Below are 16,800 nucleotides of genomic sequence, written 5' to 3'. Positions count from 1 at the left end.
TGTGCTTTTGATCTCATAAATGATAAAAAACCAGAATTTAATTTTTATAAATTAGTGTTACAAATAAGACCATGCAATTATATTTATAATACAGATAAATTAAAGCAAATTTTCCTTATTGATCACTTCATGTCCATCATTTGTTACAGGTCCGTACAAGCAAAACACCACCAGGCGAGAGATTATTTAAGCAAGGTTCCCTAGTTTATACCGAAGTCGCCAAAGACATTGACGAAGCCCTGCAGTAGGGTAGATCATAGCCAGATAATGTGTAGCAGTTTTGGTACACCTGGATTGTTGATTAAATACATGGCGAATTGAAATAAAAGTAAAGAAGGAACTCTACAAGAATCCCTTCTTTATTTTTACACTATATTCTCCATGAAAATCAAGCAAGATATTAAGATAATCAATATGAACCAAACAACCGCTTCCACCCTAAATCCTGTAATCAGATAACCAGGTAAACTCCGGATAAAATTATACCCTTCGACACTCATATCATTATTTGTAATGCGATTATATGGAAATATGAGACTACCCATTATAAACCCAATTTTCGCATGATATGCAGCCGGCGAACTAATTAAACTTGCCCCCTTTGCCATACGTGCTGTTTGCGGTAGACGATCAAATTTCTTCTCATATAATTTTACTATTTGTTCATAATTGCATTTATTAATCACATATGAAATAAAAATCAAGATAACAAATCCAAACATAATAGCTATTATTAATAAAAATTTTAAATCATGGTAATTTTCTATCAAAAAGTTTTTCATAAATTAATAGACCTGATTCTTCATTAAACGTATCGGGATAATGGGTTAATTTATCTGGATTATTTTCAATAACATCATTAATAGCTTCTCCTAAGAATCCCCCCCATCCTTCACCTTCTTTCTCGGCTACTTTTCCCGCTACAATTCCTGTACTGATTCCAGTTGCCAGGCACAACCCCGCTCCAACTGCACCAATCTCTGATGTGAGAAGACCCAAAGCCCACATGCAAACTGCTCTTGCTGCTGGTCCAGCGACACCTCCCACAGTAATACCCACTGCTTGTTTACCACCAAATTTACTGTACTCCGTTATCGCTGCCTTTCTACATTCGCTTTCACGTCCTTTTGCGCAAGCCTCATAAACGTTAGTGGTATAACTCGTAAAATCAAGACCAATACCTATATAGCCTGTTGTTCTCATTATTTTTATCAGTTTCGCTGATGTTTCTATGTAGCTTGCATACCCCTCAATATCCTTTACACCTGTTTGATCCCACTTATGCATAATCGATTTGGTTGATAAACCTAATGCCTGCTTTATATCTTCATATTGTTTTAAATTTAGCCGTTCTTTTGAGAATTTATTCAAAATACCGTCTAATTTTTTAAATAGCCGTTCTCGTTGACCAAAAAACTCCTCTCCAGAAATACGACCAGAATTACTACTATATGTTTTCTTATAAAGCTCCTGTATTTCATTGAGTGTTTTATTTATTTCTTCATAATATCCACCACCAGCATCCTTTATGTAACCTAAGATATCCCCACTTTGTCCTAAAGCATCACTGTATAGTTGTGAAGAAAAAATATCCACGGAAGCTCTGTTTTCGTGTAACACACGGGCTTCTGGCAGTGTTAATGGTGCAAGCGCTTTATCAATTCTATCACGCGCTTTTTGCAATGTTTCAATCTGTTGCTGATCTTGCTTTTCAGGATCAACTACAAGCAGAATTGAACCCGGTTGTTTTTTTATATCTGGATTGAGCTTGTGATATAACTCACGTGTACCATCCGGAGGATTAATAAAAAACCTGGATTCGAAAGATGACGGTGTGGCCTCATAGGGCAGTACGCAAAATCCCGCATCTACAGGTTCACGGGACGATTTATCCTCTTCAACCGGACATGAAGGCCCTGGTACTACGGTAAGAGGTTTTAGTGTGGGTGCAATATAACCTGGTGCGCCATACTCAATCTTTTGAGTAGGTCTGGGTTTTCTCCCCTGCTCCCTGTCGAGCGTTTCCTGATAAGCTCTCCTTACGCTCTCTTCGAAGATGCTGTCGAATATATCGGGCATAAATGGTTCATAAACTAACTCTCCGTCCTCATCAAAATAAAAAGGATTTCTGTCCCAGGACCAATGCTCACCACAATCAATCGCTATTATCCCGCCCACATATAATTTGTGTTGTATCTCATCATAAATGGGATTACATCTACCAATGGGGGGTCTTTCATACGCAACGGAAGAATATCGGTTTACATTCCATTTTCTCTGTGGCAGGCCAACTATAGCTGAGCGCTGATTTTTATTATCATCAAGTTCATAATATATCCTTGCTAACCTAAGACCTTCTTTAGGTGACACTATTTTTTCAAAGACCTCTAATCTGGCACTTTGGCTAAAATCCCGAGTGTTATATAAAGTAAACAAGTTCCCCTCCTTAGCTTAATAATTTCCGTTATTATCATTTTATCTCATTTATTCATCTCATTAATTCATTCATAACTCTCAGTTGTTTGAGTCTGCTTTTTATTAAAACATGATGACTGGGTTACTTGTTTGTGCTTTTGATCTCATAAATAATAAAAAACCCGAATTTAATTTATATAAATTCGGGTTACAAATAAAACCATGCGATTGTATTTATAATACAGATAAATTAAAGCAATTTTTCCTTATTTATAATCAGATTGTTCTCTCCATGTCCATCATTTGTTACAGGCCCGTGCTAGCAAATCGCCGCCGGGCGAGAGATTATTTGAGCAAGGTTCCCCAGTTTTCTACCCAGGGGTTGGATTCGCTTTCTGGTTCAGGATGTTCGCTGGCGTCAATCAGCAACATTTCACCCACGCGCTGTGCGCTTTGCTCCTGTAACAGCGCATCAAACTGTTTGCCACCATTGCAGAAATTAACGTAGCTGCTGTCGCCCAGCGCAATTACCCCATAATGCAGATTTGGCTGGAAACCGAGATTATCTTTGATCCCCTGAAACAGCGGCACAATGCTATCGGGCAGATCGCCCTGCCCGGTCGTTGAGGTCACCACCAGCACATATTTATCCTGATATGCCTGCCAGTCGCTGAGCTCCGGATCTTCAAACACCGTGGCTTTATGACCCTGTGCCGTCAAAATGGCCTCGGCCTCTTCAGCAACCAGCAGTGCGTTTCCGTACATCGTGCCGACAAAAATTCCAATTTCCGCCATAACCGTAATCTCCTGGGACTTAAGAATCTATCTGCTCATCCTGACCTGACCGCTCGACGAACTCAACCCTTTCATTCTCAGGGAGAAGTCCACGCCAGCCAAATTGTGACAATGCCTGCATCCAGACGTCATCCAGCCCGGCGCGAATAACCAGCGGCTCACCGGTGAATGGATGCGTCAGCGCAAGCTGGCTGGCATGCAGCATCAACCGCTGACAGCCAAAATGCTCTGCGGCGCTGCGGTTTTGCCGTAAATCACCGTGCTTGCTGTCGCCAATTATCGGATGGCGTAAGTGGGCCAGATGGCGCCTGAGCTGGTGTTTCCGACCGGTTTTAGGATCCAGCTCCACCAGCCCGTAACGGGTGGTCGGATAACGTCCGGTCGCTACCGGCATTTCTACCGTTGCCAGGCCGCGATAATGGGTGACGGCAGGCTGCGGGCCTTTATCATCGCGGGCAAACTTATCGGCAATCTTATCCAGCTCTTCGACCAACGGGTAATCCAGCACGGTATCATCCATCAGCCAGCCACGCACAATCGCATGATAGCGTTTCTGAATTTGATGATGTTCAAACTGCTGAGACAACAAACGCCCGGCTTCGCTGGACAGTCCCATCAGCAGCACACCGGAGGTTGGTCTGTCGAGTCGATGGGCGGTAAAAACGTGCTGACCAATTTGGTCTCGCACCGTTTGCATCACCACCACTTTCTCATCCCGGTCGAGCCAACTGCGGTGAACCAACCAGCCCGAAGGTTTATTGACGGCAACCAGCCATTCGTCCTGATAAAGAATTTCCAGCATCAGGCGTTATCACTGGTAAACAGCGCATCCAGCTCCTGCAATGCCGCCAGGAGAATGTCGCGTTGCGGATGATCGGCTGCTAGCGCCATTTCGTAATACGGTGCAACGGCAAAAGCCTGCGGAAGCGGCTGCGCGTTATCGAGTAGCGTATGCATGCGGGGAATCAACACCCACTGCAGCCACTCGACCGGCTCCATGGTATCCATACAAAAAGGCTGCGTACTGGTAAACAGATGCTCTGCTGGCTCATCCATCCGCCAGTGATTATGTTCACGCAGTAGCGCTTCAAGTGCGTGTAACTGCTGGCGCACACGGTCATGAGTCGTCATGAAATAAACCTCAATGATGAAAAATCTGGCGCGAAGAATAGCACTAGTGGAAGGAAATAAAAAAAGGGAGCACTGTAAAAAAAACAGTGCTCCCGGTTCGTTTCGCAGCATTCCAGCTACTTTTAGTGCTCCCTGCTCATCCGTGACAACTTTTCCTGTGATCTTGCGACCTTGTTCATCCTGAACTTTTGCATCCTGCTCACATCACCCCGATGTGAAAACTTCATCCTGAAGTATCCTGGCCATCCTGACCCGCCGAACATCCTGACCGGCTCTCATTCTCCGTCCTGGAGGTGTCCTTTAACGCATCCAGCGTCTTCCTCTTTGCTTCGTCCTGAAGCCTGTCCTTGCAACACCATCCTGGTGTGTCCAAGTGAAGAGCCATCATCCTGATGTTCTCTTCGTTGTGCGACTCCTTGTCGACAGATATAGAATCGCCTGTTTCGCTTTGTCTTACAAGATGCTTACAGGCTTACCCTTACGATTATTTTCGTATGAAAGTTGACAATAAAAGACTAACCAATTGAATAATAATAAATTATTATTTTATTAATTCATTAAGTCTTTACTTATCACCTGGCAATGTCCTACAGGGTTTGTAAGAGATCTCTCACAAGATTCAGGGCAAACAGGATTACAGAACTGGCTTAAGTTGAGTGAGGAATTCCGCAAGTGAGGCCGCCAGCACCGTTCGTTTACGGGTTCCCAGCGTTTCTTTGCACACTTCACCGGACAGATTGCACACCGAAATGACGTCAAGCTCATTATCTTGTGTGGCAATAAAAAGCGTAGGCGAAAGCTTAAGTCGCTTTTGCGTAACCAAGTGACCAATCAGGTTTTCCTGAACGCGCCTGAAGTCATCTTCACTCCAGGTCTGCAGCAGCGTCAGCTTTTCATCCGCAAACTGCGCGTGCATATCCCCGGCAAACTGGGTGGTGTAAAAAGCGTGAACGGCAGGTTGTATCACAATATCAAATGCCCGTTCAACCGCATTGAGGTTTTTTTCGCCGACAAAAGGTTGAGGCTGCCAAAATACCGCATCGTCTGTGGAAGAAATGATGCACGGAGAAGGTACGCCATACAGCTCTTCACTGAGTGGCCAACTGTTGTTTTTTTCATGCCATGCGTCGCAATAACGCGTCGTAAAGGCTACCAACGCCTGCGCTGTCAATTCGTCCACTGATTTCTCTCTTCACAAAAGCCAGGATACACTTGTCGCATAGTGTATCTGGTTTATGACGGTGAAACATGTCCTCTTATGAAAATCATCAGGCGCTTGACGGCCTGACTCTAGGTAAATCAACGGATTACCGAGACAATTACGATGCAAGTCTGTTGCAGGGTGTTCCGCGCAGCCTGAACCGCGATCCGCTGGATTTAAAGGCCGATACCCTGCCTTTTCACGGTGCAGATATCTGGACGCTGTATGAACTGTCGTGGCTGAATACCAACGGCTTACCGCAGGTCGCAGTCGGTCACGTGGAACTGGATTACACCAGCGTAAATCTGATTGAATCGAAAAGCTTTAAGCTTTACCTGAACAGTTTTAATCAGACGCGTTTTGATTCCTGGGATGCGGTACGTCAGACACTGGAAAACGATCTTCGCGCCTGCGCTCAGGGCGATGTCAGCGTGGCGCTGTACCGCCTTGACGAACTGGAAGGGCAGCCGATAGCCCACTTTAACGGCACCTGTATCGACAATCAGGATATCGTCATCGATAACTACCAGTTCAGCACTGCGTATCTGGAAAATGCCGTGAGCGGTGAAAAGGCAGTGGAAGAGACACTGGTCAGTCATCTACTGAAATCCAACTGTCTGATTACCCATCAGCCCGACTGGGGCTCCATACAAATTCAGTATCGCGGACGGAAAATCGACAGGGAGAAGCTGCTGCGTTATCTGGTCTCCTTCCGCCACCATAATGAATTTCACGAGCAGTGTGTGGAACGCATTTTCAATGACATTCTGCGCTTCTGCCAGCCGGAGAAACTGAGCGTTTACGCACGCTACACGCGACGTGGTGGCCTGGACATTAACCCATGGCGCACCAACACCGATTTCACTCCGGCAACCGGTCGTCTGGTGCGTCAGTAATCTTTTTTCTCAATTTTGCGTGTCGGATTCCGCGCACAAGGTTGTGAAAGGTCATAAGCCAGGGCTATTGTAATCACAGGGAATGACGTGTTGCGTCCCATAAGGAGTTTACTTGATTACACATATTAGCCCGCTTGGCTCAATGGACATGTTGTCGCAGCTGGAAGTCGATATGCTTAAACGCACGGCCAGCAGCGACCTGTATCAACTGTTTCGTAACTGTTCGCTTGCCGTTCTGAACTCCGGCAGTTTGACCGACAACAGTAAAGAACTGCTGTCACGCTTTGAAAGTTTCGATATTAACGTACTGCGCCGCGAACGGGGCGTGAAGCTGGAACTGATCAACCCACCTGAAGATGCGTTTGTTGATGGACGCATTATTCGTGCGCTACAGGCTAACCTGTTTGCCGTGCTGCGCGACATTCTGTTCGTCAATGGCCAGATCCATAACGCCGGTCGTTTTCAGCATCTGGATCTCGAAAGCTCGGTCCATATCACCAACCTGGTATTCTCGATCCTGCGTAATGCCCGGGCGCTGCACGTCGGTGAAGCGCCGAACATGGTCGTCTGCTGGGGCGGTCACTCAATCAACGAAAATGAGTACCTGTACGCCCGTCGCGTCGGCACCCAGTTGGGCCTGCGCGAACTGAACATCTGTACCGGCTGCGGTCCAGGGGCGATGGAAGCGCCAATGAAAGGCGCTGCGGTAGGCCACGCCCAGCAGCGATACAAAGACAGCCGCTTTATTGGCATGACCGAACCGTCAATCATCGCCGCTGAACCGCCTAACCCGCTGGTAAACGAACTGATCATCATGCCGGACATTGAAAAACGTCTGGAAGCGTTCGTGCGTATCGCCCACGGTATTATCATCTTCCCGGGTGGCGTAGGGACAGCAGAAGAGCTGCTGTATCTGCTGGGGATCCTGATGAATCCGGCCAACAAAGATCAGGTACTACCACTGATCCTGACCGGACCAAAAGAGAGTGCGGATTACTTCCGCGTGCTGGACGAATTTATCGTGCACACGCTGGGGGAAGATGCGCGTCGCCACTATCGCATTATCATTGACGATGCAGCGGAAGTGGCGCGTCTGATGAAAAAAGCGATGCCGCTGGTGAAAGAAAACCGTCGCGACACAGGTGATGCTTACAGCTTTAACTGGTCGATTCGTATCGCGCCCGATCTGCAGATGCCGTTCGAACCGTCCCATGAAAACATGGCCAACCTGAAGCTGTACCCGGATCAACCCGTTGAAGTACTGGCGGCCGATCTACGTCGCGCATTCTCCGGTATTGTGGCTGGTAACGTGAAGGAAGTCGGCATCCGCGCTATTGAAGAGTTTGGCCCGTACAAAATCCACGGTGACCGCGAAATGATGCGCCGTATGGACGATCTCCTGCAGGGCTTTGTTGCACAACATCGTATGAAGTTACCGGGCACTGCGTATATCCCTTGTTACGAGATCTGCGCCTAACCTTCTACACCCGCTAGCAGCACTATAGCGGTGACAGTTTTGTCCATACCAAAGCCGGGTTTGGCGCATGCGCCTCCCGGCTTTTTTTAGTGATACCAGTCACATAGCCCTGACAATCACATAAATACCAGTGATGATTCATTAAAAACAGCGTGCCACGCAAACGATTACCTTGAAAAACCAACCGTGATTTATCTTAGTAAATTATTATTAGTCGCCGAAATCATCTAAAAACAACAGTTTTTACAGCTGAACACGCCTATCTTCGCGCCTTCGCTTTCATGAGATATGTCGTTAATGTTAGCCTTCGCGCCCGTAAATTCGCTTTGACTATTTTTTAACAGATTAATGGCCCAAATTTATCCACATAAAAGGTGGATTATTGCATTTGGGATCCCGATCACTGATACATTCATTACTAAAATGTATCTTTCCGCCCGAAAATTATTACGGCGAAAAATTATATAAAAATCGCTCAACGAATTTCGATTTACAGCCGGGTACTTTCTCATTGGATTGACCTCAAACCCGGCTTTTTAAGCTTCCTCCAGGAGAAATAGATGGAAAACACTCAAACCAGCACTATCGTTACGGGCCAGACCCGCAGCGCATGGCGCAAGACAGACACCATGTGGATGCTGGGCCTTTACGGCACGGCGATTGGCGCGGGTGTATTGTTCCTGCCGATCAACGCAGGCGTAGGCGGTATGATCCCGCTGATCATCATGGCGATCCTTGCCTTCCCAATGACCTTCTTTGCACACCGCGGTCTGACTCGCTTTGTGCTGTCCGGTAAAAATCCGGGTGAAGACATCACCGAAGTTGTAGAAGAACACTTCGGCGTTGGCGCAGGTAAACTGATTACCCTGCTCTACTTCTTCGCTATCTACCCGATTCTGTTGGTTTACAGCGTAGCAATCACCAATACCGTTGAAAGCTTCCTGACCCATCAGCTGGCGATTACTCCTCCGCCGCGTGCAATCCTGTCTCTGATCCTGATTGTCGGCATGATGACCATCGTGCGCTTCGGTGAGCAGATGATCGTTAAGGCGATGAGCATCCTGGTATTCCCGTTCGTTGCGGCTCTGATGCTGCTGGCGCTGTATCTGATCCCTCAGTGGAGCGGTGCGATTCTGGAAACCATGTCTTTTGACTCTGCGGCAACCACCGGGAACGGCCTGCTGTTGACCCTGTGGCTGGCGATTCCGGTAATGGTGTTCTCCTTCAACCACTCCCCGATCATCTCCTCCTTCGCCGTGGCGAAGCGTGAAGAGTACGGTGATGAAGCTGAGAAGAAATGCTCCAAGATTCTGGCATTCGCTCACATCATGATGGTACTGACCGTTATGTTCTTCGTCTTCAGCTGTGTATTCAGCCTGACCCCGGCGGACCTGGCAGCAGCAAAAGAGCAGAACATCTCGATTCTGTCTTACCTGGCGAACCACTTTAACGCGCCGATTATTGCCTGGATGGCACCGATCATCGCGATTATCGCTATCACCAAATCCTTCCTCGGCCACTACCTGGGCGCACGTGAAGGCTTCAACGGGATGGTGATTAAGTCTCTGCGCGGCAAAGGCAAATCCATCGAAATCAACAAACTGAACAAAATCACTGCACTGTTCATGCTGGTAACCACCTGGATTGTGGCGACACTGAACCCGAGCATCCTCGGTATGATTGAGACCCTGGGTGGCCCAATCATCGCGATGATTCTGTTCCTGATGCCGATGTATGCCATCCAGAAAGTACCGGCAATGCGTAAGTACAGCGGCCATATCAGCAACGTCTTCGTTGTGATTATGGGCCTGATCGCTATCTCCGCTATTTTCTACTCTCTGTTCAGTTAATTCCCCTGCGCCGCTCTTCGGGGCGGCGCATCTCGATACACAATGGACGCCTCATGATTAGCGTATTCGATATTTTCAAAATCGGCATTGGCCCTTCCAGCTCCCACACTGTTGGCCCGATGAAAGCAGGCAAACAATTCACGGATGACCTGATTGCACGCGGAATTCTCACTGACGTAACCCGCGTAGTGGTTGATGTCTATGGCTCCTTGTCTCTGACGGGGAAAGGTCACCATACCGACATCGCGATTATTATGGGCCTGGCGGGTAATCTGCCGGATACCGTAGACATTGATGCCATCCCTTCCTTTATCCAGGATGTGAATACTCATGGGCGTTTGCTGCTGGCAGACGGTCAACATGAGGTCGAGTTCCCGGTCGACAAGTGCATGAATTTCCATGCGGACAATCTGTCCCTGCACGAAAACGGGATGCGTATTACCGCACTGGCGGGCGAAAAAGCCATTTACAGCCAGACTTACTATTCCATTGGCGGTGGGTTCATCGTTGATGAAGAACATTTTGGTTTACCGAACAACTCTCCGGTAAACGTGCCGTATCCGTATAAATCCGCAGCTGATTTGCAACGTCATTGCCAGGAAACCGGCCTGTCACTTTCCGGTCTGATGATGCAAAACGAACTGGCCCTGCACAGTAAAGAAGAGCTGGAACAGCACTTTGCTAACGTCTGGGAAGTGATGCGTAGCGGGATTGAGCGCGGCATCACCACCGAAGGTGTATTGCCGGGCAAACTGCGCGTTCCGCGTCGTGCTGCTGCGCTGCGTCGTATGTTGGTCAGCAGCGACAAAACCACCACTGACCCGATGGCGGTTGTTGACTGGATCAACATGTTCGCGCTGGCCGTGAACGAAGAAAACGCAGCAGGTGGACGTGTAGTTACCGCGCCAACCAACGGTGCATGCGGGATTGTTCCTGCCGTACTGGCGTATTACGACAAGTTTATCCGTGAAGTGAACGCTAACTCTCTGGCACGCTATATGTTGGTCGCGAGCGCCATTGGTTCACTGTATAAGATGAACGCCTCTATCTCTGGTGCCGAAGTCGGCTGTCAGGGTGAAGTTGGCGTGGCCTGCTCCATGGCAGCGGCTGGTCTGGCTGAACTGCTGGGTGGTAGTCCAATGCAGGTGTGCATCGCAGCGGAAATCGGTATGGAACATAACCTGGGTCTGACCTGCGATCCGGTTGCCGGCCAGGTACAAGTACCGTGCATTGAACGTAACGCGATCGCGTCCGTGAAAGCGGTGAACGCCGCACGTATGGCGCTGCGCCGTACCAGTGAGCCACGCGTGTGCCTCGATAAAGTTATCGAGACCATGTACGAAACCGGTAAAGACATGAATGCCAAATACCGCGAAACATCTCGCGGCGGTTTGGCAATGAAAATTGTCACCTGCGATTAAGTCCCACCCCATTGCCGGATGGCGCAAGCTTATCCGGCCTACAGTGCCGTATTCATTTGTAGGCCGGATAAGGCTTCAGCCGCCATCCGGCAAAATGTTGTATCAGATCTTCGCCTCCACTCGCCGTGAATGTTACCCTACAGACTGATTTGTTAGGGAGAACACCGTGGCCGTCCATCTGCTCATTGTCGATGCACTGAATCTTATCCGCCGAATTCACGCCGTACAGGGCTCACCCTGCGTGGAGACGTGCCAGCACGCGCTCGATCAGTTGATTGTGCACAGTCAGCCCACACACGCCGTGGCGGTATTTGATGACGAAGCGCGCAACAGCGGCTGGCGTCACCAACGCTTACCTGACTACAAAGCCGGTCGCCCGCCAATGCCTGACGATTTACACAAGGAAATGCCCGCCTTACGCGCCGCTTTTGAACAGCGCGGTGTCTGCTGCTGGGAATCCAGCGGGAATGAAGCCGATGATTTAGCCGCAACTCTGGCGGTGAAAGTTAGCCAGGCCGGACATCAGGCAACCATCGTCTCAACCGATAAAGGCTATTGTCAGCTACTCTCCCCAACGCTGCGTATTCGCGATTATTTCCAGAAACGCTGGCTGGATGCGCCATTTATCGAGAAAGAGTTCGGCGTACTGCCGCAACAGTTGCCTGATTACTGGGGACTGGCAGGGATCAGCAGTTCTAAGATACCTGGGGTTGCCGGTATTGGTCCTAAAAGCGCCACACAATTGCTGACGCAGTTTCCAACGCTGGAAGCACTGTATGAACATCTGGATGACGTACCGGAGAAATGGCGTAAGAAACTCGAAGAACATCGGGAGATGGCGTTTTTGTGCCGCGATATCGCGCGGCTGCAAACGAACTTACATATCGACGGAAACCTACAGCAGCTACGGCTGGCACGGTAGTCTTATTTTCGGATGGCGCTGCGCTTATCCGGCCTACTTAACGTATAACCCTGTAGGCCAGATAAACGCCAGGTGATTACCAGGCAGTATGGTACAGCTCGACGATATCCCCAAGGCTCGCTTCACGCGGATTTCCCCCGGTACAAACATCGTCAAATGCGGCTTGCGCCAATGCAGGAATATCCTCTTTACGGACGCCAACATCGCGTAAGTGCAGTGGGATCCCTACATCGCGATTAAGGGCGAAGACAGCATCCACTGCCGCTTTGCGTGCTTGCGCCAACGTCAGTCCTTCAACCTTAACCCCCATTACCCGGGCAATATCGCGGAATTTTTCCCCAGTGAATTCGGCGTTATAGTGCATCACGTGCGGCAGCAAAATGGCATTCGCGATGCCGTGCGGCGTGTTGTAGAACGCGCCTAACGGGTGTGCCATGCCATGCACTAATCCCAGACCAACGTTGGAGAAGCCCATCCCGGCAACGTACTGGCCCAGGGCCATCGCTTCACCCGCCTGGCTGTCACCCGCAACGGAACCGCGCAATGACCCGGCAATAATTTCGATGGCTTTAATGTGCAGCGCATCGGTAAGCGCCCACGCTGCCCGGGTGATGTAACCTTCAATGGCATGAGTCAGTGCATCTACCCCAGTAGCCGCTTTTAATGCAGCAGGCATGCCGTCCATCATATCCGCATCGATGAACGCCACCTGCGGGATGTCATGTGGATCGACACAAACAAACTTACGCCGATTCTCTTCGTCAGTGATCACGTAGTTAATGGTCACTTCCGCCGCTGTTCCCGCGGTGGTTGGGATAGCCATAACCGGCACGCTCGGGAAGCGTGTCGGCGATAACCCTTCAAGGCTACGTACATCCGCAAACTCCGGGTTATTATTGATAATGCCAATCGCTTTACAAGTATCCTGCGGGGAGCCTCCGCCGATGGCTATCAGATAGTCTGCGCCGCTTTGCTGAAAGACACTCAATCCCTCCTGCACTACCGCAATGGTTGGATTAGGAATAACGCCTGAATAGATTTCCCATGCCAGACCTGCAGCATCCATTCGGGATGTCACTTTCTCAACAACGCCGCACTGCACCAGATTTTTATCAGTCACAATCAACGCCTTGCGATAACCGCGACGAATAACTTCATCGGTTAATGCGCCAACAGCCCCCCGGCCAAACCATGCCGTTTCATTCAGAATCATTCTGTTCGCCATTGTATTTCTCCTTTTCGCTATGCGAAATTACTCTTCAATGCGTAATCCGTAAGATTTGAATTTCTCCAGCACAATAGCGATCTCCTCGTCATCCAGCACCGGCACCGGGTCAACAATCGCCAGCGTGCTCAGGTACAGACGGGCCAGAACTTCCACTTCATGCGCCAACCACAGTGCTTTTTCCAAATTCGCTTCGCAAGCAATCAACCCATGGTGCTGTAAAAGCGTTGCCTTACGGTTTTTCAGGGCGACGCTCACATGCTCTGACAGCTCTCGTGTACCAAACGTCGCATAAGGCGCACACGGAATAGAGTTCCCCCCCGCCGCTGCAATCATGTAGTGAATTGCCGGGATAGGGCGATTAAGAATTGAAACGGCCGTGCAGTGTACGGCATGGTTATGGACAACCGCATTGGCATCCGGACGCGTCTGGTATGCCGCCAGGTGAAAACGCCATTCACTGGAGGGTAATTGTCCTTTATCATATTTCCCGTCGTTATCTACATACACGATCATGTTTTCAGTAAGTCTTTCGTAAGGAATACCGCTGGGCGTGATCAGCATCCCGTTTTCATAACGCGCACTCACATTTCCCGCCGTCCCCTGATTCAATCCAAGGCTGGTCATTTCCAGACAGGTTTCAATGATTTCTCGCGACAAACGCATTCTTTCCATAATGATTCTCCGGGTACAGTTTCCCCTCGTCTTTATTGCGAAAAATACAGCCGCAGAATAAGACGGGTCAGGTTTCAGGTACAGGCAGCCACTGAACGTATTTATTCAGATTCAGTTGGCCGATTTATTTATAGCGACATATTAAGGCTGTCTTACGCGCTTAATAAGTTTCATCTCAACTTTTACAGTTTCTTTAATTGGGTGATCATCAATAGCACTCATCATCATATCGAATGCTTTTTCCGCCCAGACATTTTCATCCTGTTGCATTGACCAGACATTATTGGCGAGGAATCCCAGCATTGGGTGTTCATCGAATGTCCCAATATTAATTTCCGGTGGAATTGTGCCCAAACGATTACGAATAGCGTTAATGGCCCCTTCCAGTACCGGTAATGATGAGGCGATAAACGCCTGCGGACAGCCCTGTTCGCCGATCAACTCATCCATCAGTCGATAACCACCTTCAGGAGTGTTGTCCGGACCTTCACGCACCCAATCTCTATGTGAAATGCCATTATTGTTCAATGCATTAAGATAACCTTGCAAACGATCACCAATGCTGGGTAATCCGGTATCCCCCACTAAAAACCAGATTGGCGACTTTCCAGCGTCAAACAGACTCTGCGTCAATTTCTCGCCGCCCAAGATGTTATGACTTTCTACCAGTGCGTTATCGGTATACTTAAAATCACGGTCAAGTAACACCATCGGTTTTCTGACCTGACGTAAATGGTGTTGCTGATTCTCTAACGTTGAGGGAACAATAAAAAGGCCATCGACATTACGGGCGATTAACGCTTTGGTCAGTTTATTTTCGTAATCAACATCGTCATAGGTACAGCTAATCGTTAACTGATAACCTGAACGACGACAGCGTTGCTCAAGTTTTTCTGCGAGTGTGGCAAAAAAGACGTTGGAAATATTGGGTACAATCAATCCCAAAGTATCCGTTTTATTTAATTTCAGGCTACGTGCTGAATGGTTAATGACGTAACCATAGCGCTCGACATATTCATTAATACGCGTTTGGGTTTTGACACTGATTCGATATTGCTCTGCTTTCCCGTTCAGCACCAGTCGTACGGTCGTAACCGATAAATTCAGATCGCTGGCTATCTGTTCTACTGTTTTAGCCATCTATATGCCCCAGTCCACATCCAAAAACGTCAATCTACAATCATAAAAGTATTTTAAACTTTTGTCTTACTGCATAAGTTGGTTAATCGCCTGCTGCTGATCCCACAGCATCAGATAAGCCTGGTATTTGCGATCATAGAAGTTCCGCCGCGCCGGGTTCGCCTTAATCACCTCGCCCGATCGAACCATCGCCTGACATGCGGATGGAATAGTTGCCCACGCGCCGCATGCTACCGCGCCAGTGATAGCCGCACCTAACGTCACCGCATCCTCTTCCTGAATAAGATGAATATCGCATCCGGTAGCATCGGCATATTCTCTCATCCACAGTGGGTTATGCGTTGCGCCGCCGCACAGCGTCAGTCGGGAAATGGTGTGACCGTTTTCACGCATCACTTCCATAATATGCCGCGTACCGCAGGCGATCGCCTGTAATGTCGCCAGGTACAGACGAGCTACCTGCATCTCACCTCGTTCCAGCGTCAAACCACAGATGCTGCCTCGAGCATCGGGCCGTGCGCGCGGCGAACGATTACCGTGGTGATCGGCAAGCACATGCAGATAACGACCAGGCTCAGACTCCTGCTCCTCAAGTGCGGCAACCCATTCATTAACTAAAACAATGGGATGGCAGCCCCGGGCCTCAGCTTTGTGAAACAGCTCAGCACTGGCTCCTGATTCCTGAAGCGTCCAGTCGACTAACGCCCCAGCAGCACTCTGCCCTCCTTCCGTCAGCCAGTAGCCTGGCAGCATGGCTGACCAATAAGGCCCCCAAACACCTGGCGTATGAATTTCCTGCTCGCTGCACAGCATATGGCAATTTGACGTTCCGCTAATCAGCGCCAACGTCCCCTCAGGCTCAACCCCGGCAAGCGCAACTCCGCCAGCATGGGCATCAATCATACCGCTGGCGACGACCACTGCAGTCGTCAGCCCCAGCGCCTGGGCCGAATCGCTGCTAAGCGTTCCAACGCCAGCGCCTGGCGGAAGAATACGCGACGGGATTTTGCCCAACAAATCCGTTAATTCAACGGCGTCTAGCAGGGAGTGGCTAAAGCGTTGTTCATGTGCCAGATAGTTCCATTTACAGGTCAGCGTGCACAAACCGGCAACATCAGTGGCGGTAGCTTTAGAGACCAGAAAGTCCGCAAGATCATAGAAACGATGTGCACTCTGCCACGTTGCGGGAAAATGATTTTTCAGCCACAGCACCTTGGGAAGTTCCATCTCTACGCTGACTTCGCCGCCGACATAGCGCAGAGCCGGATCTTGCGTGGCATTAATGCGTTTGGCCTCATCTACCGCGCGATGATCCATCCACATGATGATGTTATGGTCTGGCGATTCACCAGGCGAAACCGCCAGTCCCTGCCCGTGTTCATCGAGGGCAACTAAGGAGCAGGTGGCATCAAATCCCAGTGAACGAATCTCCTCGACGGGAACCCCCGCTGACGACACAGCTTCTCTCACCGCATGGCAAACCTGCTGCCAGATTTCTGCAGATGACTGCTCAACCCGCTCAGGACCGGGTCGAAACTGCGAGATGGGGCGTGTCGCAAAAGCCAGCCGTGTGCCACTGGCATCAAAGACACCAGCCCTGACGCTGGCGGAACCGACATCCACACCGAGGAAATATCCACTGCCCATAGTAA

At 49.3% G+C, this 16,800-nt stretch carries 15 protein-coding genes; 5 read left to right on the top strand and 10 right to left on the bottom strand.

Annotated elements, in window-relative coordinates; translation table 11 throughout:
• Positions 1-365: 365 nt before the first annotated feature.
• From GFB57_RS09495 to syd, 6 genes are all read right to left on the bottom strand, one after another.
• On the bottom strand, positions 366-782 hold the full coding sequence (locus GFB57_RS09495; protein ID WP_003035066.1) for a hypothetical protein: 417 nt from the start codon (positions 780-782) through the stop codon (positions 366-368).
• Complete coding sequence (locus GFB57_RS09490) at positions 751-2,436, bottom strand: hypothetical protein (RefSeq protein WP_075262475.1); 1,686 nt, start codon at positions 2,434-2,436, stop codon at positions 751-753. Before GFB57_RS09490 ends, GFB57_RS09495 begins: the two co-directional genes overlap by 32 nt.
• 324 nt (positions 2,437-2,760) lie before the next feature.
• Positions 2,761-3,210 (bottom strand): flavodoxin, encoded by a 450-nt coding sequence (locus tag GFB57_RS09485; RefSeq protein ID WP_003034096.1) that lies wholly within the window; start codon positions 3,208-3,210, stop codon positions 2,761-2,763.
• A gap of 19 nt (positions 3,211-3,229) precedes the next feature.
• Positions 3,230-4,012 carry a tRNA pseudouridine(65) synthase TruC gene (gene truC, locus GFB57_RS09480; RefSeq protein ID WP_003034092.1) on the bottom strand — a complete coding sequence of 261 codons (783 nt, stop codon included), beginning with the start codon at positions 4,010-4,012 and terminating at the stop codon, positions 3,230-3,232.
• Positions 4,012-4,341: a YqcC family protein gene (locus tag GFB57_RS09475; RefSeq protein WP_003034091.1), complete on the bottom strand. Its 330-nt coding sequence runs from the start codon at positions 4,339-4,341 to the stop codon at positions 4,012-4,014. The genes truC and GFB57_RS09475 overlap by 1 nt, the downstream gene beginning before the upstream one ends.
• 634 nt (positions 4,342-4,975) lie before the next feature.
• A complete protein-coding gene (gene syd, locus GFB57_RS09470; RefSeq protein ID WP_003034087.1) occupies positions 4,976-5,521 on the bottom strand; it encodes a SecY-interacting protein in 546 nt (181 codons plus the stop codon).
• 68 nt (positions 5,522-5,589) lie between these two features.
• Here syd and queF point away from each other — a divergent pair, with 68 nt between their 5' ends.
• From queF to xni, 5 genes are all read left to right on the top strand, one after another.
• A complete protein-coding gene (gene queF, locus GFB57_RS09465; RefSeq protein WP_003034084.1) occupies positions 5,590-6,438 on the top strand; it encodes an NADPH-dependent 7-cyano-7-deazaguanine reductase QueF in 849 nt (282 codons plus the stop codon).
• Positions 6,439-6,550: 112 nt separating this feature from the next.
• Positions 6,551-7,915 (top strand): nucleotide 5'-monophosphate nucleosidase PpnN, encoded by a 1,365-nt coding sequence (gene ppnN, locus GFB57_RS09460; protein WP_003034076.1) that lies wholly within the window; start codon positions 6,551-6,553, stop codon positions 7,913-7,915.
• 560 nt (positions 7,916-8,475) lie between these two features.
• Positions 8,476-9,765, top strand: coding sequence for an HAAAP family serine/threonine permease (locus GFB57_RS09455; RefSeq protein ID WP_003034073.1), 1,290 nt, complete (start codon positions 8,476-8,478; stop codon positions 9,763-9,765).
• Between the two features lie 53 nt (positions 9,766-9,818).
• Positions 9,819-11,186 carry an L-serine ammonia-lyase gene (locus GFB57_RS09450; protein WP_003034070.1) on the top strand — a complete coding sequence of 456 codons (1,368 nt, stop codon included), beginning with the start codon at positions 9,819-9,821 and terminating at the stop codon, positions 11,184-11,186.
• Positions 11,187-11,352: 166 nt separating this feature from the next.
• Positions 11,353-12,108: a flap endonuclease Xni gene (xni, locus tag GFB57_RS09445; protein ID WP_003034067.1), complete on the top strand. Its 756-nt coding sequence runs from the start codon at positions 11,353-11,355 to the stop codon at positions 12,106-12,108.
• A 76-nt stretch (positions 12,109-12,184) separates the two neighbouring features.
• Here xni and fucO read toward each other — a convergent pair whose 3' ends face one another.
• From fucO to GFB57_RS09425, 4 genes are all read right to left on the bottom strand, one after another.
• Positions 12,185-13,333: a lactaldehyde reductase gene (fucO, locus tag GFB57_RS09440; protein ID WP_003034064.1), complete on the bottom strand. Its 1,149-nt coding sequence runs from the start codon at positions 13,331-13,333 to the stop codon at positions 12,185-12,187.
• Positions 13,334-13,360: 27 nt separating this feature from the next.
• Positions 13,361-14,008 (bottom strand): L-fuculose-phosphate aldolase, encoded by a 648-nt coding sequence (gene fucA, locus GFB57_RS09435; protein WP_003034062.1) that lies wholly within the window; start codon positions 14,006-14,008, stop codon positions 13,361-13,363.
• A gap of 141 nt (positions 14,009-14,149) precedes the next feature.
• Positions 14,150-15,148 (bottom strand): LacI family DNA-binding transcriptional regulator, encoded by a 999-nt coding sequence (locus GFB57_RS09430; protein WP_003034060.1) that lies wholly within the window; start codon positions 15,146-15,148, stop codon positions 14,150-14,152.
• 66 nt (positions 15,149-15,214) lie between these two features.
• Positions 15,215-16,795, bottom strand: a complete 1,581-nt coding sequence (locus tag GFB57_RS09425; protein WP_003034058.1) for an FGGY-family carbohydrate kinase — start codon at positions 16,793-16,795, stop codon at positions 15,215-15,217.
• Positions 16,796-16,800 lie beyond the last annotated feature (5 nt).

This window comes from Citrobacter sp. S39 (assembly GCF_009495675.1).
Lineage (GTDB): Bacteria > Pseudomonadota > Gammaproteobacteria > Enterobacterales > Enterobacteriaceae > Citrobacter > Citrobacter freundii.
Note: the sequence above shows the minus strand (reverse complement) of the source record. Positions and strands in the feature narration are given on the sequence as shown.

Bases quoted from the DNA above. Each gene is read 5' to 3' on its own strand.
- GFB57_RS09495 (WP_003035066.1), bottom strand. From the start codon at position 782: ATGAAAAACTTTTTGATAGAAAATTACCATGATTTAAAATTTTTATTA.
- GFB57_RS09485 (WP_003034096.1), bottom strand. From the start codon at position 3,210: ATGGCGGAAATTGGAATTTTTGTCGGCACGATGTACGGAAACGCACTG.
- truC (WP_003034092.1), bottom strand. From the start codon at position 4,012: ATGCTGGAAATTCTTTATCAGGACGAATGGCTGGTTGCCGTCAATAAA.
- GFB57_RS09475 (WP_003034091.1), bottom strand. From the start codon at position 4,341: ATGACGACTCATGACCGTGTGCGCCAGCAGTTACACGCACTTGAAGCG.
- queF (WP_003034084.1), top strand. From the start codon at position 5,590: ATGTCCTCTTATGAAAATCATCAGGCGCTTGACGGCCTGACTCTAGGT.
- GFB57_RS09455 (WP_003034073.1), top strand. From the start codon at position 8,476: ATGGAAAACACTCAAACCAGCACTATCGTTACGGGCCAGACCCGCAGC.
- GFB57_RS09450 (WP_003034070.1), top strand. From the start codon at position 9,819: ATGATTAGCGTATTCGATATTTTCAAAATCGGCATTGGCCCTTCCAGC.
- fucO (WP_003034064.1), bottom strand. From the start codon at position 13,333: ATGGCGAACAGAATGATTCTGAATGAAACGGCATGGTTTGGCCGGGGG.
- fucA (WP_003034062.1), bottom strand. From the start codon at position 14,008: ATGGAAAGAATGCGTTTGTCGCGAGAAATCATTGAAACCTGTCTGGAA.
- GFB57_RS09430 (WP_003034060.1), bottom strand. From the start codon at position 15,148: ATGGCTAAAACAGTAGAACAGATAGCCAGCGATCTGAATTTATCGGTT.
- GFB57_RS09425 (WP_003034058.1), bottom strand. From the start codon at position 16,795: ATGGGCAGTGGATATTTCCTCGGTGTGGATGTCGGTTCCGCCAGCGTC.